This window comes from Mesorhizobium sp. P2_C7, assembly GCF_056404515.1.
Genome location: NZ_JBFUDW010000011.1, coordinates 115,973 through 136,459 on the forward strand (window position 1 = coordinate 115,973; position 20,487 = coordinate 136,459).

A 20,487-nucleotide genomic window follows, 5' to 3' on the forward strand; every position below is an offset into this window, starting at 1 on the left:
TTCACGGAAACGGCGAACGGCTCTAACTCTTTGTTTCGACGCAATTCCGGACGGAAAACCGTTTCCCACTTTCCTGGAACTGCTCCAGGGCGTGTCGCGTTGAAACGAATTCAGGTGACGTGCTTCAAGCCCCTGTTTTGATGCATGTCGCCCAAGACCGGCGCGCACTTTTTGACGCCATGAGAACCAGCGCAACTGCGCAGCTTCATTCTGTGATCTGGCTCGTCGAGCGTTCGTGGATCCTTGCCCCCGTTTCAGCGTCGACGGCGGCCAAGCTGACCTCATAACCCCAAAGCCTGCGGATGTGACGAAGCGTGGCGTCGCGGCTGGCATCCTCGAGAAGGACGCCGTCATTGACCTTGTGCTGCAGTCGCAAATGCCGGTCGCCGAGCAGATCGACATCCACCACCTGGATGTCCGGTCGCTTCGCGCCAACGTCGTAGCTGTGAGCGAGCGCGGCGCGTATCTTGGCATAGCCGCGCTCGTTGTGAATCGAGGCGACCTGGCAATGCGGTTGGTCGGCGACGTCGCCGAGCACAAAGAACCGCCATTTTCGGATCAAGGTCGGACTGAGGTACTGGCGGATAAAGGATTCGTCGCGGTGATCCGCCCAGGCGTCGAGCAGGATCTCGCGCCAGTTGCCGCGGCCGGCAATGTCGGGAAACCAGTCCCGGTCCTCGGCCGTCGGCTCTGTCGACATACGCTGGATGTCCTGCATCATGTCGAGGCCGAGAGCGTAGGGGTTGATGCCGGAAAAGCGTGGATCGTCGAACGCCGGCTGGAAGACCACGTTGGAATGATTGCGCAGGATTTCGAGCATGGCGCCTTCGCTGATCAGGCCGCGATCGAACAGCATGTTCATCAGAGTATAGTGCACGAAAGTGGCGCAGCCCTCGTTCATCACCTGTGTCTGCCCCTGCGGATAAAAATACTGTGCTATGACACGAACGATCCGGACGATCTCCCGCTGCCAAGGCTCCAGGACCAGGCTGTTCTTTTCCAGGAAATAAAGCAGGTTTTCCTCGGGCAGGTTGAGCGATTTCTTCCGCTCCGGCTCTTGCTCCTTATCGCTGACCCTTTGCTGAGAAGGCGGCAGCGTGCGCCACAGATCGTTGTAGGAGCGCTCCTCGTATTCGAGCCGCTCGCGAAGCCCTTCGCGCTGCCGCTCCGACGACAGCTTCGGCGGCCGGTGATAGCGGAACACGCCCTGCGCCATCAGCGCGTGGGCGGAATCAAGAACAGCCTCGACGGCGGTGAGGCCGTGCCGCTCCTCGCAACGGGCAATGTAGCCTTTGGCGAAGTCCAGGTAGCCGAGGATCGCCCCGGCGTCCGTCCACTGCTTGAACAACTGATTGTTCTTGAAGAAATGGTTGTGCCCGAGCGCAGCATGGGCCGTCACCAAGGCCTGCAGGGCCATGGTGTTTTCCTCCATCAGATAGACGATGCAGGGATTGGAATTGATGACCAGTTCATAGGCAAGCCCTCGCGCGCCTTTGCGATAGAGCAGATCCTGGTAGAGGAAATGTTTGCCGAAAGACCAGTGACGGTACATCAGCGGCATGCCGACCGACGAATAGGCGTCGAGCATCTGTTGGGAGGAGATGATCTCCATCTGCACGGGGTAGGTATCGAGATGAAGCTCTTCGACCGCGATTGCCTCGATCGCGTCATAGGCCCGCGACAATGTCTTGAAATCCCAGTCGGACCCTGAAAAAAGCAGGCTGGATTTACTGGCTTGTCTGGCCATCGTACCCTTCACGCTCTCTTAAGGGGAGCCAGCTGTCTGCCGAAGAGCTGGCGAAAGACCGGGTAGATATCGGCGGGCGTGGCGATGCGGCTCATCTGGAAGTTCGGCCATCTCAGGTCGATTTCGCTGTAGGCACGCCATAGCGATGTCCCGTTTTCGGTAGTGCGGAAGATATGGGCCTCACGCTCGTCGATGATCTCCACATAGGCAAAATACTGGCACAGCCGCATGAGCTTGCCGTTGAGCAAGGCTTTGCATCGCTCGGAATCGCCGGCGAAATTGTCGCCGTCCGAGGCCTGGGCGGCATAGATATTCCATTCGCGGGCCGGGTAACGTTCTTCAATAATGCGATGCATTTCCTCCAGCGCGGTGGAAACGACAGTGCCGCCGCTTTGCGTGTTGTAGAAGAATGTGTCCTCATCGACCTCCTGTGCCAAGTGCGTGTGGCGGATGAAGACGATCTCGATGCGGTCGTAGCGCCGTTTCAAGAACAGGTGCAGCAGCACGAAGAAGCGCTTGGCCAGATCCTTTTCGCGCTCGCCCATCGAGCCGGACACATCCATCAGGCAGAACATGACGGCGTTGGCGTTCGGCACAGGCTGGGGATCGAAGCGGTTGAAGCGGATGTCGACCGGATCGACATAGGCAATTCGCCGGCGGCGGCGTTCCAGCCGGTCGAGATCCTCGCGCAATGCCGCAATGCGCTGGCTTGCCGCTGCGCTGGATGGCACCAACTCAAGCGTAGCGATTTCCTGGAGGACCGCGTCCAGTTCCGCCTGCTTGGGACGCCTCAGCGCAATGCGGCGGCCATGGCTGTTGCGCATTGTGCGCCCAACATTGATGTTGGTCGGTGAACCGGTAGCGGCGAAACCAGCCCGGCGTGGTTTGAAGGCAAGGATTTCCTTGAGGTTGAGCTTGACCATGTCTGGAAGTTCGAGATCCTCGAAAAAAAGATCGAGCACCTCTTCGCGTGACAGCACGAAACGAAAGTCGTCTTCAGACGCCGTGTTTCCGGGGGACGACGCTCCCGCGCCGCCACCCTGGGCGGGCTTGGGGATCAGGTCTCCAGGGGAGAAATGCTTGTTGCCCGGCAGGATGTGCTGGCGCCTGCCGCTGTTGCGTGCGTTGTTGAAGCTCGGCTCGGCTGTGCCTCTTTCGGGCATGGGCACGGTGTGCTCGGCATCCGCGTCTGCGATCCTGCCAGCGCGGATCTGATCTCGTATGCTCCGCTTCAGTTCCTCGCGGGCACGCTTGAGGAAGCGCTGGCGATTGCCGAGGCTCTTGTCCTTTGGATTCAGGCGACGGTCGATGAAGATCGGCATGGAACCATCGGGCTCCCTCAGCCCGCCTTGTTCACCCGCATGTACCAGTCCACCAGGCGGCGCACCTGCCGCTGGGTGTAGCCGCGCTCGACCATGCGTTGAACGAATTCGTTGTGCCGTTTTTCCGTAACGCTGTCCTGCTTGGAGCCGAAGCTGATGACCGGCAAGAGGTCCTCGACCTGACCGAACATCCGCTTCTCGATGACCTCGCGGAGCTTTTCATAACTCGTCCATGACGGGTTGCGGTCGTGGTTCCTTGCGCGCGCGCGCAGCGTGAACTTCACCACCTCGTTGCGGAAGTCCTTGGGATTGGCGATGCCGGCCGGCTTTTCGACCTGCGACAATTCGTTTTCCAAAACCTCGCGTTTCAAGATCTGGCCGGTGTCGGGGTCCTTGTAGTCCTGATCCTCGATCCAGGCATCGGCATAAGCGATGTAACGGTCGAAAAGATTCTGGCCATATTCGCTATAGGATTCGAGATAGGCTTTCTGGATCTCGTGGCCGATGAACTCGGCATACCGCGTGGCGATCTCCGACTTGATGAAATCGAGATAGGCTGCTTCCGATTCCTTGGGAAACTGCTCGCGCTTGATCGCCTCCTCCAGAATGTACATCAGGTGCACAGGATCGGCAGCCACTTCCTTGGTGTCGTAGTTGAAGGTCTGCGACAGGATCTTGAAGGCGAAGCGCGTGCTGACGCCCCTCATGCCCTCATCGACCCCGGCGGCATCGCGATATTCCTGGACCGACTTCGCCTTGGGGTCGACGTCCTTCAGGTTCTCGCCGTCATAGGCACGCATCTTGGTGTAGAGTGGCGAATTGTCATGCTCGGCCAGGCGGGTCGAGACAGTGAACCGGCTGAGAATGTCCAGCACCTCGGGCGCGCACGGGCTGGCGGCCAATTCGCTCTCTCGCAGCAGCTTTTCGTAGATCTGCCTCTCTTCGGTGATCCGCAGACAATAAGGCACCTTGACCACGAGGATGCGGTCGAGAAAGGCCTCATTGTTCTTGTTGTTCTTGAACTGCTGCCATTCCGACTCGTTGGAATGGGCCACGATGATCCCCTGGTAGGGAAAGGCGCCGAAATTTTCGGTGCCGTTGTAGCTGCCCTCCTGGGTGGCGGTCAGCAGCGGATGCAGGACCTTGATGGGCGCCTTGAACATTTCCACGAATTCAAGCAGGCCCTGGGTGGTCCGGTTCAGTCCGCCGCTGTAGGAATAGGCGTCCGGATCGGACTGGCTGAAATTTTCCAATAGCCGGATGTCGACCTTGCCGACCAGGGCCGAGACGTCCTGATTGTTCTCATCGCCCGGCTCGGTCTTGGCGATGCCGATCTGGCGCAACCGCGAAGGCATCAGCTTGACGACGCTGAACTTGGAAATGTCGCCGGAGAGTTCGTCGAGGCGCTTGGCCGCCCATGGCGAGATGAGCCCGTTCAGCCGCCGTCGGGCTATGCCGTATTTATCCTGCAGCAGGTCGCCCATGCGATCGGGATGGAAGAGGCCAAGCGGCGATTCGAAAACCGGGCTGACCTGGTTGCCGACCTTCAGCGTGTAGATCGGGCGCTGCTCCATCAATTTCTTCAGCCGTTCGGCAAGCGAGGATTTGCCGCCGCCAACCGGGCCCAGGAGATAAAGGATCTGCTTGCGCTCCTCGAGCCCCTGGGAAGCGTAGCGAAAATAGCCAGCAATGCGTTCGATCGTGTCCTCCATTCCGTAGAAATCGGAGAAGGAGGGATAGATCTTAACGGTGCGGTTCGAGAAAATGCGACCGAGCCGTTCGTCCTTGCTGGTGTCAACCAGGTTCGGCTCGCCGATAGCCTCGACCATCCGTTCAGGCGCCGAGGCATACATCGATCTGTCCTCTCGGCAGGCAAGGAGATATTGCTGGAGGCTGATTTCTTCCTGAGCCGCGTTCGCATAAATCTCCGAAAACAGGTCGAAGACGTCGGATTGATTCTCGCGCATGATACTCTGCCCTCAGAGCCGTTTTGGCTGCCTGCCGGCTCATCATGTATTCAACTGCCGGGATGCATTGTGGTTCCCTTCACACGAAGGAGAGCGCGTGCATCTGGCATTGAAACCCGGGACACCACCCATGTGGCAAAAATGCTTGCCAAATACTTAGGTGGTGATGGCCAGATGAGACCGTCAAGGGGCAGATATTGATTTCGTGAACTGAACTGCAAGACAGTGCATTTGATACGGCCTGATGCTGCGACATTTGCGACCCGATGCGAGTTCGGCAAAGCCGGTGGATCCGGCCCCTCTACAGCGGATGAGCCCCAAAAACTCGAGTGCCGTTCGAGATTCGGATCGATGATAGCTCGCCGACCCAGACCACTCGGGTATTACCAATCCTTAACTGGACGCTCGCTGCGCCTGCGGGCACTGTTGGCCTACACGGTCGGGAGACCATGATGATCGATCGACGAAGCCTCATTCTGGCCTCCGTGGCGGCGATGCTGCCATTGGGAGCATCGGCCGCGCGGCGCCCGCGCCAACCCGCGCCAAAAACCTTCGACTACGGGCCGGCCAAGCTCGATGTCTATGCGCCTGACGGTGCAACCGGCCTGCCGGTCGTCTTTTTTGTCCATGGCGGCACCTGGCAGTTCGGCAAACGCAGCCAGGTCAACGCCAAGCCGGCCTTCCTGCTCGCCAACGGGTTCTGCTTCGTCTCCATCGACTATCGCATGCTGCCCGAGGCCGACGTCGCCACCCAGGCCGGCGACGTCGAAAAGGCCTATGCCTATGTGCGCGCCAATATCGCGCAGCATGGCGGCGATCCCGATCGCATTGTCGGCATGGGCCACTCGGCCGGCTGCCATCTGATTGCGCTGACCGGCATGCGCGGTGGCCTGCCTGGCGTCGCGGCACTCATCCTCGACGATACCAGGGCCTATGATCTTGCAACGCTTTCCAGCAATGGCGGCATGGTCCGGGCCTATGCCCGCGTCTTTTCCGACCCCACGCAATGGGCCGCGCTGTCGCCCGCCAGCTATGTCGACGGCCACAAGCATCCGGCGACCTTCATCGCCTATTCAAACGCCGCGGGCCGTGGCGAGGCCTCGAAGGCCTTCGCCGCGCGCCTGCGGGCGACCGGCACCAAGGTCACTGTGTTCGACGGCAGTGCCTATACGCACATGTCGATCAATCGCGATTTCGGCGAGGATGGCGACGCGCTGACCGCCGCCGCGCTGGCATTCCTGAAATCGACCGTCAGCTGACCCCCGACCCCGACGAGGCACCGGCATCAGAGGGACTGGATCAGATCAAAAGTGCCGACGGGATATTGCTGCGCGGGCGTTTGCCGGTGCAACTGCTCTCTTCGATCGTCAAGCGGGAGAGAATTCCATGAACGGCGCCGATGTCCTGTGTGATGTGCTTCTGGCCAATGATGTGACGGTCTGCTTCGCCAACCCCGGCACATCCGAAATGCATTTCGTCGCAGCGCTCGACCGGAAACCTCAGATGCGTTGCGTGCTCGGCCTGTTCGAGGGCGTGGTGACCGGTGCCGCCGACGGCTATGCCCGGATGACCGATCGGCCGGCCGCGACGCTGCTGCATACCGGTCCGGGTTTGGCCAACGGCCTGGCCAACATGCACAATGCGCGGCGCGCGCTGAGCCCGATGATCAACATTGTCGGCGACCATGCAGCCTACCATCTGCCGCTCGATGCTCCGCTGACCAGCGATATCGAGAGCCTTGCCAAGCCGATGTCGAACTGGGTGCGCCGCATCGCCGGCCCAGACGATGTCGCGCCGGCGACCGAGGCCGCCTTCCGCGCCTCGCTGACGCCTCCCGGCGTAACCACCCTGATCCTGCCCGCGGATGCCGCCTGGAGCGAAGTTGGCGCGGCCTCAGTCGGCAAGGCGACGCTGGCGCCGCAGCCCGCCGTCGACATGGGCGCCGTGCGCACGGTCGCCGCGGCCATCCGTGCCGCTCCGGGTCGGGCCGGCATCATCGTTCGCGGACAGGCGGCAAGAGCCGATGCGCTTGCTGTCGCCGGGCAGATCTCGACGGGCAGCGATGTCCGTGTGTTCAGCGACGTGCTGATCGCCCGGATGCAGCGCGGGCGCGGGCGTGTCGCGCCGACGCGCATCCCCTATCCGATCGATGCGGCGACGGCACTGCTCAGGGATATCGATGTTCTGGTGCTGGTCGGCGCGCGGGAGCCGGTTGCCTTCTTCGCCTATCCGGGAAAGCCGGGGCGGCTTGTGCGGGAAGGCTGCCAGGTGCTGACGCTGGCCGCGCATGGCGAGGATCTCAATGCGGCTCTGGAAGCGCTCCGCGACGAACTCGGCATCAAGCCGTCGCAACAGACGGTGTTCGCAACCGCCTTTCCCGACGAGGCGACGCCGAGCGGCCAACTCACGGAGGATGCGATCGCGCTGTCGGTGGCGCGCAACCTGCCGGCCGATGCGATCGTCTGCGACGAGGCGGTGACCTCGGCACGGCGTTTCTTCGCGCTGTCGGCCTTTGCCGCTCCGCACGATTACATGATGACCACAGGCGGATCGATCGGTGGAGGCATTCCGCTTGCAACCGGGGCGGCGATCGCCTGTCCCGGCCGCAAGGTGATCAATCTGGAGGCTGACGGCAGCGGAATGTACACGGTGCAGGGGCTGTGGACGCAGGCCAGGGAAAATCTCGACGTGGTGACGATCGTCTTTTCCAACCGGACCTATGCGATCCTGCATGGCGAGATGCGCAATGTCGGCGTTGGCGCGATTGGCGAGAACGCCAGGCGCATGCTCGACCTCGACCAGCCGTCGCTGGACTGGGTTTGCCTGGCCAAAGGCATGGGCGTGGAGGCGGCCCGCGCCGATACCTGCGAGCGGTTCGACGCGCTGCTGGAGAGCGCCTTGTCGCGGCGCGGACCGTTCCTCATCGAAGCGGTGCTCTGAGCACAGCGAAGGCCGAACCGGCCTACCAGCGGGTCTTTTCGCCGGGAGCCGCCGGTTCGATCGCCAGCGCATGCACGCCGGCCTTCAGTTCGTCGGCAAGCAATTCGTTGACGGCGCGGTGGCGGTCGATGCGGCTCATGCCAGCAAAGGCCGAAGAGACGACGCGGACGCGAAAATGCGTCTCGCCGGTGCCGTCATAGGCGCCGTGATGGTCGGAGCCGTGATGGTGATGGCCGGCATGGAGATGGCTTTCGTTGATGATGACCAGCCGGTCCGGCGAAAAGGCCTTGTTGAGCTTGTCTTCCATGGTTGCCTGTATGGACATCGCCGTCTCCCTTCACCACATATGGCTGGCGCAGCAGCCGGCAAAACCAAAATCGGGCTCGCAAAGGCCGCTGCCGCGCAACAAAATCCGCCATTCGCCTGCTTTATGCCGCGATTCAGCGGTTAGGGCGATCATCGCGAAAATGTCAATTCTTGTTTCGCATTTGCGAACGCCCCATAAATGGGTGAGATGAAGCCGTATCCCAAATATTTCGAGAAGATTCGCATCCGCCCTGAGAAGGATGCGGAGCTGAAGTCGCACTCGCCGATCTGCCAGTGGGACGGCTGCAAGGAAGCGGGCACCCATCGTGCGCCGGTCGGGCGCATGAAGGAGGGCGAGTATTTCCGCTTCTGCTTCGACCATGTGCGCGAGTACAACAAGGGCTTCAACTATTTCTCCGGTGTGCCGGACACCGAGGTCGCGCGCTTCCAGAAGGAAGCCATGACCGGCCACCGGCCGACCTGGAAGATGGGCGTCAACGGCGCCTCGACGCGTTCGTCGCCGGATGTAGCCCAGATGCGCTCGGGCCGCGCCGGCTACTATAATCGTATGCGCGACCCATTCGACCTGTTCAAGGGGCCAAAGGATCCGCGCGAGGCGCGCGAGCGCAAGGCCAAGCCGCTTGAGGCCAAGGCGCTGGAAACGCTTGGCCTTGATACAAAGGCGACTGGCAAGGAGATCAAGGCGCGCTATAAGGAACTGGTGAAGCGTCATCATCCGGATGCGAATGGTGGCGACCGAGGTTCGGAAGACCGGTTCCGCGATGTGCTGCAGGCTTATCGCGTGCTCAAACAGGCGGGCCTGTGCTGAGCGACCATACGGTTCGTGTCGTTTTCCAACTTTCATAAGGTTGGAAAAGGCTCTAAGACCGCCCCCGGACAAAATCGATTGCCGGCGAAATCAGGCTTTTCGCCCGTGGAGACGTTGAGAGATATGAACAAGGTCGATCGCGACATCGCCAACCTGCCCGACACGACGGTGTCGGTGAAGGAGAAATTCGGGTTCGAGTCCAAGATGGTGGTGCCGGCCTATTCGGTGACCAGCGAGCATGTACCCGACATCGATCCGGACTATCTGTTCGACAAGAACACGACGATGGCGATCCTTGCAGGCTTTGCCTACAACCGCCGCGTCATGGTGTCGGGCTATCACGGCACCGGCAAGTCGACCCATATCGAACAGGTCGCCGCCCGCCTCAACTGGCCATGCGTGCGCGTCAACCTCGACAGCCATGTCAGCCGTATCGATCTCGTCGGCAAGGACGCGATCGTCGTCAAGGACGGCTTGCAGATCACCGAATTCCGCGACGGCATCCTGCCCTGGGCCTACCAGCACAATGTCGCGCTCTGCTTCGACGAGTATGACGCCGGCCGTCCGGATGTGATGTTCGTCATCCAGCGCGTGCTGGAATCGTCGGGCCGGCTGACGCTGCTCGACCAGAGCCGGGTCATCCGTCCGCATCCAGCCTTCCGGCTGTTCTCGACCGCCAACACGGTGGGCCTGGGCGATACAACCGGCCTCTATCACGGCACCCAGCAGATCAACCAGGCGCAGATGGACCGCTGGTCGATCGTCACCACGCTGAACTATTTGCCGCACGACAATGAAGTGAACATCGTGCTGGCCAAGGCCAAGCACTATCGCGACGGCAAGGGCAAGGACATCGTCAACAAGATGGTGCGCGTCGCCGACATGACGCGGTCGGCCTTCATCAATGGCGATCTGTCGACCGTGATGAGCCCGCGTACGGTCATCACCTGGGCCGAGAATGCCGAGATATTCGGCAATATCGGCATGGCGTTCCGGCTGACCTTCCTCAACAAGTGCGACGAGTTGGAGCGTTCGGTGGTTGCCGAGTTCTACCAGCGCGCCTTTGGCGAGGATTTGCCGGAATCAGCTGCCAATGTGGTGCTGGGGTGAAACCACCTTATGGGAACAGCCCGCCGGACGTTCCTGTGGAGTTTTTCAATCCTGAGTATTGGTATCTGTCAGGCAGCCATGGCCCAGAACGAACCATTCAAACCTGGGCAGATTTGGACTTACCATGGAGCGACTCCGGTATCATCGCGCTTGATCATAGGCGCGGTCGATAATTTGGAGGGCGAAAGCCAGCTGATCGTTTCGATTTCAGTCACTGATGCGCCAATACCCAATGATGGAAAGCAGCTACAAACCGTTCCTCACCTCCCTATGGCCGCCAACGTCCTGAAAGAGAGTGTGGTTGAAATTGAGGGGACTGGTCCAATTCCTGCTGGATTTGATCACGGATACAGGCTGTGGCGACAGGCATATGACAGCGGAAAGGGCGGCTACTTTACAATCTCGGTGGAAGAGATTGTCGGCATCCTACGCACCCAGCTTGGCCAACAGCCAGCGGTGAAATAGAGAATAGATAATGGCGGGTCCGGGCGACAATACGCGCAACAAGTCGAAGACGGGGTCTGAAGCCGACAGCTTCAAGCGTGCCGTCACCGTCTGCATGCGCGCCATCGCCGGCGACAAGGAGCTTGAAGTCGGCTTCGCCAAGGACCGGCCGGCACTTGCGGGCAGCCGCGCCCGGCTGCCCGAACTGCCGAAGAAGGCGTCCAAGGCCGACATCGCCATCACCCGAGGCCTTGGCGATTCCATGGCGCTGAAGCGCGCCTGCCATGACGTGCGCATCCACACCAAGCTGGCGCCAGAGGGCAAACAGGCCCGCGCCGTCTACGACGCGGTCGAGCAGGCCCGCGTCGAGGCGATCGGCAGCCGCGCCATGCAAGGCGTCGCCGACAATATCGGCTCGATGCTGGAGGACAAATACGCCAAGGCCAACCTCGTCGACGTCAAGGACAAGGCCGACGCGCCGATCGAGGAAGCACTGGCGCTGATGGTGCGCGAGAAGCTGACCGGCCGTCCGATCCCGAAGAGCGGCGAGCGCCTGGTCGAGCTGTGGCGGCCCTGGGTCGAGGAAAAGGCCAGCGCCGATCTCGACGGTCTCTCGGCCAAGCTCGACGACCAGCAGGCATTCGCCCGCGTCGTGCGCGAGATGCTTGCCTCCATGGAAATGGCCGAGGAACTCGGCGACGACCAAGAGACCGAAGACTCCGAGGACAATGACGACAACCAGCCGCAAGGCGAGGAACAGAGCGAGGAGGGCGGCGAAGAGGATTCCGGCTCCGAACAGTCACAGTCCGAGGATGCCGAGGCGTCCGCCGATGACGAGCAATCCGCCGAGACCGAAGCCTCCGACGCCACCGCCGACGACCTGTCCGACGATGACGATGCGGATGCCGAGACGCCCGGCGAGGCGCGCCGCAACGACAATCCCTTCACCAATCTGCCGAAGGAAATCGACTACAAGGTCTTCACCACCGCTTTCGACGAGACGGTCGGCGCCGAGGAGCTTTGCGAAGAGGAAGAGCTCGACCGGCTGCGCGCGTTCCTCGACAAGCAGCTTGCCAATCTGTCCGGCGTCGTCGGGCGGCTGGCCAACCGGCTGCAGCGGCGGCTCATGGCGCAGCAGAACCGGTCGTGGGATTTCGACCTGGAAGAAGGCTACCTCGACCCGGCGCGCTTGGTACGCGTCGTCATCGACCCGATGCAGCCATTGTCCTTCAAGCAGGAACGCGACACCAAGTTCCGCGACACGGTGGTGACGCTGGTGCTCGACAATTCTGGCTCGATGCGCGGCCGGCCGATCACGGTCGCCGCTACCTGCGCCGACATCCTGGCGCGCACGCTGGAACGCTGCGGCGTCTCGGTCGAGATCCTCGGCTTTACCACCCGAGCCTGGAAAGGCGGGCAGGCGCGCGAGAAATGGCTGAAGGACGGCAAGCCGCCGAACCCCGGCCGGCTCAACGACCTGCGCCACATCATCTACAAATCCGCCGATCATCCGTGGCGTCGGGCACGGCGCAATCTCGGCCTGATGATGCGTGAGGGCCTGCTCAAGGAAAACATCGACGGCGAGGCGCTGCTGTGGGCGCACAACCGGCTGATCGCGCGGCCGGAACAGCGCAAGATCCTGATGATGATCTCGGACGGCGCGCCGGTCGACGATTCGACGCTGTCGGTCAATCCGGGCAATTATCTCGAGCGCCATCTGCGCGCCGTCATCGAACTGATCGAGACGCGCTCGCCTGTGGAGTTGCTGGCCATCGGCATCGGCCATGACGTCACCCGCTATTACAGGCGCGCCGTCACGATCGTCGACGCCGAGGAACTGGCCGGCGCCATGACCGAGCAACTGGCCTCGCTGTTCGCCGAGGAAAGCGCGCGCGACACGCGGCGCGGCGGCATGCGGCGCGCCGGATGATCTTTTCGCGCGGCGGCTTCCATCAGACGCTTTTCGCCGCCATCGCCCTATTTGCCGGCGCGGCTCCGGTGCTGGCCGGTTCGCCCGACTCGACCTCGGTCGAACTGGTCGAGATATCGACCCGCCCGATCACCGAATTCCAAATCGGCCGCGCCGACAAACAGTTCGGCCCATTCGAATTCGTCGGCGGCCTGGAAATGACCTCGCCGACACGCGATTTCGGGGCACTGTCGGCCTTCCGCTTTCTCAAAGGCGGCAGCGATTTCATTGGCGTCGCCGACACAGGCTTCTGGTTCTTCGGAACGGTGGTCCGCGACGCCAACAAGCGGCCGTCCGGCATCCAGAATTTCCGCATCCAGCAGATGGTCGACGAAGCGGGGCGGGCGATCGACGAGAAGTGGGAGGTCGACGCCGAAGGCCTCGCTGTCAAGGACGGCATCGCCACTGTCGGCTTCGAGCGCAGCCATCACGTCGCCCAGTTCAAGATCGACCCCAACGATATGAAGGCGCCGTTCAAGCAGCTGGATTTCCTGGTGCCGGCCCGGGAACTGCGCCAGAACCGCGGTTTCGAAACCGTCACCCACGCCGATGCCAACGGCCAGCATGAGGGCGGGCTGGTGGTGGTCGCCGAAAAGAGCCTCGACAAAGCCGGCAACATCTATGCCGCCATCATCGAAGGGCCGCACAAGGGCGTGTTTACCGTCAAGCGCAACGGCGACTTCGACATCACCGACGGCGCCTTCATGCCGGATGGTGACCTGCTGTTGCTGGAGCGCAGCTTCTCGATGGCCCGCGGCGTCAAGATGCGGCTGCGGCGCATTTATGGCGAAAGCGTCGAGAAGGGCGCCGTCGCCGACGGGCCGGTGCTGCTGGAGGCCGACATGGGCTACCAGATCGACAATATGGAAGGGCTCGACGTCTGGACCCGCGACGACGGCGCGCTGATGGTGTCGCTGGTCTCCGACGACAACCACTCGATCCTGCAGCGCAATCTCTATCTGGAATTTATTCTCCATCAGGATTGAGCAACGCCTCACAAGCTGACAGTCGCCATTAATTTTCGATGACGCGACTGACCTGCTCCGCATTTTCCCTGCCAAGTCATTGACGCTGAACGGTTTTCTAGCCGCGCGGTCGCGCCTCAAAATACTTTAGTCTAGACTTGACAATTGATGACGCCGCCGCAATACTCAAGTCCATGCTTAACTATTCCGAGATCGACAGCATCTTGCGGGCTCTGGTCGAGCCCACCCGCCGCCAGATCCTGGAAAGATTGAGCCGCGGACCAGCCACCGTCAGCCAGCTGGCGGAGCCGTTCGGCATGACGTTCGCCGCCGTGCTGCAACATCTGCAGGTGCTGGAGGCCTGCGGGCTGATCCGCAGCGAAAAGATCGGACGGGTGCGCACCTGCCGGATCGAACCGGGCGGGCTTGCCCCGCTCGCCGACTGGATTGCTGAACGCCGCATACCGGCGGAACGTCAGCTCGACCGACTTGGCCAGATCCTGGCCGACACAGATCAATCGCCCCCGAAAGTTCAAGATCAGGAAAAGGACGAACAGACATGAACCAGATCGCCCCCGTGAAAGACGAGCATTCCGTCATCCACTCCACATTCACCATCGAGCGGACCTATCCGCAATCGCCTGCCCAAGTCTTCCATGCCTTCGCCGACAAGGCGACCGTGCGCCGCTGGCGGATCGATGGCGATGGTTTTGCCATAGCCGAATTCAGCTTCGACTTCCGCGTCGGCGGTGGCGAGGTGTCGCGATTCAGTTATGCCGGCGGTCCGGAGATCAGGCTCGACGCGCAGTTCCAGGACATCGTTGCCGACCAGCGCATTGTGTTCTCCTACAGGATGGCGGTCGGGCCCCAGCCAATGTCGGCATCGCTCACCACCGTCGAGCTGACCCCCTCGGGCAATGGCACGCGGCTGACCTATACCGAGCAGGGCGCGTTTTTCGACGGTGTCGATTCCGCGAAAGGGCGGGAAGAGGGGACACGCGGGCTGTTGGAAGCCCTTGCCGCGGAACTCCAGAAGTCGAGGTAGACCGGACCGCGGCCCGGCTCTCGCTCAGGATCGTGGGCCGTTGGTGGCCATCCAGATGACATGGCGCGCGCCGCGCTTGCCGTTGGCGCGCGTGTTGATCTCCTCGACCGCAAAGCCAGCCTGCTTCAGGCGCCGCGTGAAGCCGCCGTCGGGGCCTTGCGACCACACCGCCAGGACACCGCCCGGCTTGAGGGCGGTGCGCGCGGCTCCCAGCCCCTGCAGGCTGTAAAGCGCGTCGTTGGACTTGTGGACGATGCCTTGCGGGCCGTTGTCGACATCGAGCAGGATGGCGTCCCAGGCTGCCGGCCCAGACCGTATCAACTGGCCGACGTCGGTTTCCTCGACAGTGACGCGCGGATCGTCAAGGCAGCCGCCAAACACCTCGGCCATCTGGCCGCGTGCCCAGGCGACGACCGCCGGCACCAGCTCCGCAACGACAATGCTGGCATCATTGCCGAGTTCGGCGAGGGCGGCGCGCAAGGTAAAACCCATGCCGAGCCCGCCGATCAACATTCTCGGCCGCCGGTGGTCGGCAATCCTTTGGCAAGACAGTTTTGCCAGCGCTTGCTCGGAGCCGCTGAGGCGGCTGTTCATCAGCTCATTGGTGCCGAGCATGATCGAGAATTCGGAACCGCGCCGCTTGAGGTGAAGCTCTTGCTGGCCGTCTGGGGTCTTTGCCGAATCGAGCTGGACCCAGGGGATCACGGGCTTTCTTTCTGTTTGGCGTGATCTTATCCGAAAGGCCTAGACCGCGACAGCCGGCTGGCTCCAGCGGGCGGCGAGCAGCCGGTAGGGGATGAGCGCCACAATCGCGATGATCAGCTTCACACTGAGGTCGCCGAGCGCCCAGGAGATCCAGCGCATAGCGTCGACATGGAACACACCCATCAGCGGTGCGGTTTCGAGCGCGAAACTGTCGTTGGGACCAGCAAAGGCGAAAGCGGCAGAGAAAGCGACGGTAAAGAACACGGCGGTGTCGAACACCGAGCCGACCAGCGTGCCGACGATCGGCGCCCGCCACCAGCTTTGCCGGCGCAGCCGGTTGAACACGGTGACGTCAAGCAATTGCGCGCAGAGGAACGCAGCACCTGACGCCGCGGCGATGCGCACCAGCCGGTCGGCCGCGGTCTCGAATTCGATCAGGCCGTGGCGGAACAGGAAGGGCGGGACGAGGATCGAGCAGATGACGGCAGTCATGAAGCCGACAAAGACGATCCTGCGCGCCACGGCAGGCCCGTAGCGGCGGTTGGCGAGATCGGTGACCAGGAACGAGAAGGGATAGGTGAAGGCGCCCCAGGTCAAAAGGTCGGCCAGCGACAGGCCGCCGATTTGCCCTTGCATCGGGAACTGCACGAGAATGTTCGATGCCACGACGACAAGCGCCATGGCGGCCACGAAGGGCAGGTATCGCGAGAAGGAACTCATTTTTTTATCCTGGGTAATGGAACCAGCGGAGCGTTATTCCGAAACCGAATCACGCTCGCTTTGTTTGAGCATCGGAAGCCACTTTGAAAGGCTTGGATCCGATGCCCAAGGCGGTCGTCCCCCGCCTTTAAACGATGTTAGGCAGCAGGCTGATCGGCAAGCTTCTTGGCGATCTGCTTCTTCAACAGACGCGCGCGCTGCGACAGTTCCTTGACGTCGGCCTTGGCCAGGAAGGCATCCAGACCGCCGCGATGTTCGACCGAACGCAGGGCGTTGGCGGAAATGCGCAGGCGCACGTTCTGGTTCAGCGCTTCCGAGATCAGCGTCACATTGACGAGGTTCGGCAGGAAGCGACGCTTGGTCTTGTTGTTGGCGTGGCTCACATTGTTGCCGGACATGACTGCCTTGGCAGTGAGTTCGCAGGTGCGGGACATAGTTCTAACCTTCAGTTCTCGGGTCTGCCAAACCTTTATGCCCACGCCGGGTGGCGCGCGGTTCTGGTCAGGCGGCCTTATGGAAAAAGTTGGCGTTCCATAGTTGCATTTCACCGGTGCGTCAAGCTCCGGCATGCCCACGGACGCGCCCGGCATTTCATATTAAGGCCGGAATTCATCCTATAAGCGGTCTGACAGGGACATGCCAGCCCGGAGTTGCCCGCCTCCGGCCAAGAATCAAGGACCCGATGCCGCCATGCTTCGTTCCTCTCACGCCCTTGCTGCCGTGCTCGCCATCGCCTTGCCGTCCGCCGCCACAGCTGCCTCGCCGCAGTCGTTCAAGGGCGAGTACATCGTGTCGTTCCTTGGTCTTTCGATAGCGAAATCAACGTTTTCCAGCCACTATGAGAACGGCGCCTACGCGATCGAAGGCAGCGTAAGAGCTGCCGGTCTCGCCAAGCTGTTCGACGATACCCAGGGCACGGTCTCGTCCAAGGGCATGATCTCGGGCAAGAAGATGGTGCCGCAGGCGTTCCGTGCCGATTACACCTCCGGCAAGAAGGCATCGGTGGTCGATATCCGCTTTGCCAATGGCACGGTCACCTCGACGCAGGTCATCCCGGCGCCGGACAAGCGCGATCCCAAGAGCTGGGTGCCGATTGGCACCGGCGACCTGGCATCGGTGCTCGATCCGATGGCCGCCACCGTCATCCACGCCGACAGCCTAGACCAGGTCTGCGGCCGCACGGTGAAATTCTATGATGGCGAGATGCGCGCCGACCTGACGCTGACCTACGCGTCGAAAGGCACCATCTCGGTGCCGGGTTACAAGGGCGATACCATCACCTGCCGGATGGGCTTCGATCCGGTGGCGGGTTACCGCAAGGGCCGCAAGGCGCTCAACTACCTGAAGGACCGCAGCCGCATGATGGTGACGTTTGCGCCGCTCGGCCAAACCGGCGTATATGCGCCGATCCACGCCACGGTTGGAACGCAGATCGGCACCTTGACCATCAGCGCCAGGCGTTTCGAAGCGGTACAATAGGTCAGGCGCGCCACTGGGGACAGAATGGGGCGCACCACTGGAGACAGAATGGGGCGCGCTACACTCATCGGCTTTTCGGCGGTCGCCATGTGGGCGCTGCTGGCGCTGCTTACGGATGCCTCCGGCCAGGTGCCGCCGTTTCTGTTGTCGGCGATCACCTTTTCGATCGGCACCGGGGTCGGGCTTGTCGCGCGGCTGGTCATGCCGGCCCCCGACAAGAGCCAGAAGATACCGCCGCAGGTTTGGCTGATCGGCATTGCCGGCCTGTTCGGCTACCACTTCTTCTACTTCACCGCGCTGCGCAATGCGCCGGCGGTGGAGGCGAGCCTGATCGCCTATCTGTGGCCGCTGCTGATCGTGCTGGGTTCGGCGCTGATGCCGGGCGAGCGCCTGGCCTGGAACCATGTCGTCGGCGCGCTGCTTGGCCTTGCCGGTACCGTGCTGATCGTCACCAAGGGCGGCGGCCTCGCCTTCGATGCCCGCTACGCCTTCGGCTATGCCATGGCCGCCGTCTGTGCGGTTCTGTGGTCGTCCTATTCGCTTTTGTCGCGGCGCTTCCCGTCGGTGCCGACCAGCATCGTCACCTGGTTCTGCGCCGCCACCGCGGTGCTGTCGCTCGCTTGCCACCTGGCGCTGGAACAAACCGTGCTGCCGAACGGTGCCGGCCAGTGGCTGGCCGTGCTCGGGCTCGGCCTGATGCCGGTCGGCGCGGCCTTCTACGCCTGGGATATCGGCGTCAAGCGCGGCAACATCCAGGTGCTCGGCGCGGCAAGCTATGCGGCGCCGCTATTGTCGACGTTGGTGCTGATCGCGGCCGGCGTCGCCGAGCCGTCGCTGCGCATCCTCGCCGCCTGCGTGCTTATCACCGGCGGGGCGGCGCTGGCGGCAAAATCGCTGTTCCTGCGCAAGCCGGTCGTGACCGAAAGCGGAGCCAAGGCATGACGATGCCGTTTGCAGGCGGCATCGACGCCAATGCCAATGCGACGTTGATCTTTTCGCTGGTGGCGGCGGTGATCTACGCCTTCATATCAGGCATGCCGCCGACGCTCGCCCGCTCGGCGGCAAAGACACTCGCCGTGGCGATGCTTGCCGTGCTGGCGGCGCTGCAAGACGGCCCGCTGCTGCTGGTCATCGCCCTTGCGCTCAGCGCCGCTGGCGATGCCTTCCTATCGCGCGACGGCGAAAGGGCCTTTCTCGGCGGGCTGGTCAGTTTTCTCGTCGCGCACATCGTCTATGTCGCGTTGTTCCTGCGCGGTGGCGGCGGCCTGGAATTGCTTGGCGCCGAATCGTGGCGCGGGGCGATCGCACTGGCAATGGCGGTGTTCGCGATCGTCATGCTGGCGGCGCTCTGGCGGCGTGTCGGTCCGGGCCTGCGCGTTCCGATCGTCGTCTATATCGCGGCCATCCTCGCCATGGGCGTTTCGGCGCTGACGACAGGCAGCGTCTCGATTGTCGGCGGCGCGCTGTTGTTCATGGCATCGGACGGGCTGCTCGCCACGGAAAAATTCCTGGTGGCCGCCATCTCGCCCCATCGCGTCTGGATGCGTTTGGCCGTCTGGGGTCTCTACTACGCCGCCCAACTGGCGATCACCCTAGGATTCCTGCTGAGCTAGCGGTTCTTGCTGAGTTGGGGTTGTTTCGGCTGCCAGCCGGGCTCGGCCAGCTCGAAGGTGGCAAACTCAAAGCCCGGTGCGACGGTGCAGCCGACCAGGGTCCATTCGCCCAGGCTGCGCGCCGATTGCCACCAGCCTGCCGGCACGACGATCTGCGGCCGCTCGCCCGCCGCCAGATCGATGCCGAGCACCTGCTCGAACACGGCGCCATCTTCCTCACTCATCGACAACGCCAGCGGGGCGCCGGCGTGGAAATGCCAGACCTCGGTGGCGTCCTTGACCCGGTGCCAGGCCGAAACCTGGTGCTGTTCCAAAAGGAAATATATCGCGGTCGAATGGCCGCGCGCGCCGCCGGCGCCGTCGCGAAAGGTCTCCGCATACCAGCCGCCTTCCGGATGCGGCTTCAGGCCGAGGATCGCGATGATTTCGGCGGCGCTGGTCATGGGTTCCGGACCATCCTGTTTTGCTTAGAAGTTATCCTTACGCTTGCGGATTTCTGCGAACACCTCGGCGTCCGAAGCCTTCTCCAGCCCAAGATGCTTGCGGATCGCTGGATCGTGCCAGCGCAGGAACGGATTGGTCGACAGTTCCTCGCCGATCGTCGTCGGCAGCGTCGGCTTGTTGTCGGCCCGCAACGCCTCGATCTTGGCGGCACGCTCCTTCAAGGCCGAATTGGTCGGGTCGACGGTCAGCGCGAAACGCGCGTTGGAGAGCGTGTATTCATGGCCGCAATAGATGACGGTCGCGGCGGGCAGCGCTGCAAGCTTTTTCAGCGACTCGTACATCACCGGCGGCTTGCATTCGAACAGCCGCCCGCAACCCAGCGCAAACAACGTGTCGGCGGTGAACGCCACCTTCGATGCCGGCAAGTGATAGGAGACGTGGCCGGCGGTGTGGCCAGGCGTGGCGATCACCTCGATCCGTTCATCGCCGAGATGAACGACAGAACCTTCTTCGACGGTTTCGTCGATGCCGGGAATCTTCGCCTTTTCCGCTTCCGGGCCGATGATGCGCAGCTTGAAGCGCTCCTTCAGCGCCAGATTGGCCTCGACATGATCGACATGGTGATGCGTGGTCAGGATCATCGTCGGCGTCCAGCCGGTGCGCTTGAGCGCGGCCAGGATCGGCGCTTCCTCGGGTGCATCGATGATCGCGGTCTGGCCGCTTTTGGGGTCATGCACCAGCACGCCGAAATTGTCGCTGCGGCACATGAACTGTTCGATTTCGACCGGCATCGCATCTCTCCATTGTCGCCGCAGACATAGGGCGCCAAGGCGCCGATGTCATCCCGGAATGTCGAATGACATCCCAGGGAGATGACAAGTG

At 62.3% G+C, this 20,487-nt stretch carries 21 protein-coding genes; 12 read left to right on the plus strand and 9 right to left on the minus strand.

Annotation, left to right across the window (positions count from 1 at the left end; all coding sequences use genetic code 11):
* Positions 1–205: 205 nt before the first annotated feature.
* Genes AC1D2G_RS22415 through AC1D2G_RS22425 form a run of 3 tightly spaced genes read right to left on the minus strand, consistent with a single transcriptional unit; the run spans position 206 to position 5,036 of the window.
* Positions 206–1,747, minus strand: a complete 1,542-nt coding sequence (locus AC1D2G_RS22415; protein ID WP_477416687.1) for a SpoVR family protein — start codon at positions 1,745–1,747, stop codon at positions 206–208.
* 8 nt (positions 1,748–1,755) lie between these two features.
* On the minus strand, positions 1,756–3,069 hold the full coding sequence (locus tag AC1D2G_RS22420; protein ID WP_457154723.1) for a YeaH/YhbH family protein: 1,314 nt from the start codon (positions 3,067–3,069) through the stop codon (positions 1,756–1,758).
* A 17-nt stretch (positions 3,070–3,086) separates the two neighbouring features.
* Positions 3,087–5,036, minus strand: coding sequence for a PrkA family serine protein kinase (locus AC1D2G_RS22425; protein ID WP_095084916.1), 1,950 nt, complete (start codon positions 5,034–5,036; stop codon positions 3,087–3,089).
* Positions 5,037–5,488: 452 nt separating this feature from the next.
* Between AC1D2G_RS22425 and AC1D2G_RS22430 the strand changes: the two genes are divergently transcribed.
* On the plus strand, positions 5,489–6,295 hold the full coding sequence (locus tag AC1D2G_RS22430; protein ID WP_477416689.1) for an alpha/beta hydrolase: 807 nt from the start codon (positions 5,489–5,491) through the stop codon (positions 6,293–6,295).
* 127 nt (positions 6,296–6,422) lie between these two features.
* On the plus strand, positions 6,423–7,976 hold the full coding sequence (locus AC1D2G_RS22435) for an acetolactate synthase large subunit (RefSeq protein ID WP_477416691.1): 1,554 nt from the start codon (positions 6,423–6,425) through the stop codon (positions 7,974–7,976).
* 22 nt (positions 7,977–7,998) lie between these two features.
* Here AC1D2G_RS22435 and AC1D2G_RS22440 read toward each other — a convergent pair whose 3' ends face one another.
* A complete protein-coding gene (locus AC1D2G_RS22440; RefSeq protein WP_095084914.1) occupies positions 7,999–8,301 on the minus strand; it encodes a BolA family protein in 303 nt (100 codons plus the stop codon).
* A 180-nt stretch (positions 8,302–8,481) separates the two neighbouring features.
* Here AC1D2G_RS22440 and AC1D2G_RS22445 point away from each other — a divergent pair, with 180 nt between their 5' ends.
* The 7 genes from AC1D2G_RS22445 (at position 8,482) to AC1D2G_RS22475 (ending at position 14,644) form a co-directional block, all read left to right on the plus strand.
* On the plus strand, positions 8,482–9,111 hold the full coding sequence (locus AC1D2G_RS22445) for a J domain-containing protein (RefSeq protein WP_184876143.1): 630 nt from the start codon (positions 8,482–8,484) through the stop codon (positions 9,109–9,111).
* Between the two features lie 123 nt (positions 9,112–9,234).
* Entirely contained in the window at positions 9,235–10,221 is a 987-nt protein-coding gene (gene cobS / locus AC1D2G_RS22450) for a cobaltochelatase subunit CobS (RefSeq protein WP_095084912.1), read from the plus strand.
* A gap of 9 nt (positions 10,222–10,230) precedes the next feature.
* Positions 10,231–10,686 (plus strand): hypothetical protein, encoded by a 456-nt coding sequence (locus AC1D2G_RS22455; protein ID WP_477416692.1) that lies wholly within the window; start codon positions 10,231–10,233, stop codon positions 10,684–10,686.
* 10 nt (positions 10,687–10,696) lie between these two features.
* On the plus strand, positions 10,697–12,595 hold the full coding sequence (gene cobT, locus AC1D2G_RS22460) for a cobaltochelatase subunit CobT (RefSeq protein WP_095084911.1): 1,899 nt from the start codon (positions 10,697–10,699) through the stop codon (positions 12,593–12,595).
* Positions 12,592–13,620, plus strand: a complete 1,029-nt coding sequence (locus AC1D2G_RS22465; protein WP_477416694.1) for an esterase-like activity of phytase family protein — start codon at positions 12,592–12,594, stop codon at positions 13,618–13,620. The genes cobT and AC1D2G_RS22465 overlap by 4 nt, the downstream gene beginning before the upstream one ends.
* Before the next feature lie 248 nt (positions 13,621–13,868).
* Positions 13,869–14,162, plus strand: a complete 294-nt coding sequence (locus AC1D2G_RS22470; RefSeq protein WP_477416829.1) for an ArsR/SmtB family transcription factor — start codon at positions 13,869–13,871, stop codon at positions 14,160–14,162.
* Positions 14,159–14,644: an SRPBCC family protein gene (locus tag AC1D2G_RS22475; protein WP_184876151.1), complete on the plus strand. Its 486-nt coding sequence runs from the start codon at positions 14,159–14,161 to the stop codon at positions 14,642–14,644. The genes AC1D2G_RS22470 and AC1D2G_RS22475 overlap by 4 nt, the downstream gene beginning before the upstream one ends.
* A 24-nt stretch (positions 14,645–14,668) precedes the next feature.
* On the opposite strand, the gene AC1D2G_RS22480 is transcribed toward AC1D2G_RS22475, so the two are convergent.
* The 3 genes from AC1D2G_RS22480 to rpmB form a co-directional block, all read right to left on the minus strand.
* Entirely contained in the window at positions 14,669–15,349 is a 681-nt protein-coding gene (locus tag AC1D2G_RS22480; protein WP_477416696.1) for a hypothetical protein, read from the minus strand.
* Between the two features lie 39 nt (positions 15,350–15,388).
* Positions 15,389–16,069: a queuosine precursor transporter gene (locus tag AC1D2G_RS22485; protein ID WP_095084906.1), complete on the minus strand. Its 681-nt coding sequence runs from the start codon at positions 16,067–16,069 to the stop codon at positions 15,389–15,391.
* Positions 16,070–16,206: 137 nt separating this feature from the next.
* Positions 16,207–16,503: a 50S ribosomal protein L28 gene (gene rpmB, locus AC1D2G_RS22490; protein WP_091585249.1), complete on the minus strand. Its 297-nt coding sequence runs from the start codon at positions 16,501–16,503 to the stop codon at positions 16,207–16,209.
* A 256-nt stretch (positions 16,504–16,759) separates the two neighbouring features.
* Here rpmB and AC1D2G_RS22495 point away from each other — a divergent pair, with 256 nt between their 5' ends.
* Genes AC1D2G_RS22495 through AC1D2G_RS22505 form a run of 3 tightly spaced genes read left to right on the plus strand, consistent with a single transcriptional unit; the run spans position 16,760 to position 19,161 of the window.
* The gene (locus tag AC1D2G_RS22495; RefSeq protein ID WP_477416698.1) at positions 16,760–17,548 is read left to right on the plus strand and encodes a DUF3108 domain-containing protein; all 789 of its coding nucleotides are present in this window, start codon (positions 16,760–16,762) and stop codon (positions 17,546–17,548) included.
* A 48-nt stretch (positions 17,549–17,596) separates the two neighbouring features.
* The gene (gene yddG, locus AC1D2G_RS22500) at positions 17,597–18,490 is read left to right on the plus strand and encodes an aromatic amino acid exporter YddG (RefSeq protein WP_477416700.1); all 894 of its coding nucleotides are present in this window, start codon (positions 17,597–17,599) and stop codon (positions 18,488–18,490) included.
* A complete protein-coding gene (locus AC1D2G_RS22505; RefSeq protein ID WP_477416701.1) occupies positions 18,487–19,161 on the plus strand; it encodes a lysoplasmalogenase in 675 nt (224 codons plus the stop codon). The genes yddG and AC1D2G_RS22505 overlap by 4 nt, the downstream gene beginning before the upstream one ends.
* Here the strand turns inward: AC1D2G_RS22505 and AC1D2G_RS22510 are convergent.
* A complete protein-coding gene (locus AC1D2G_RS22510; RefSeq protein ID WP_477416703.1) occupies positions 19,158–19,604 on the minus strand; it encodes a cupin domain-containing protein in 447 nt (148 codons plus the stop codon). The two genes, AC1D2G_RS22505 and AC1D2G_RS22510, sit on opposite strands and share 4 nt — an antisense overlap.
* 24 nt (positions 19,605–19,628) lie before the next feature.
* Positions 19,629–20,396 carry a hydroxyacylglutathione hydrolase gene (gene gloB, locus AC1D2G_RS22515; RefSeq protein ID WP_477416705.1) on the minus strand — a complete coding sequence of 256 codons (768 nt, stop codon included), beginning with the start codon at positions 20,394–20,396 and terminating at the stop codon, positions 19,629–19,631.
* Positions 20,397–20,487: the final 91 nt, after the last annotated feature.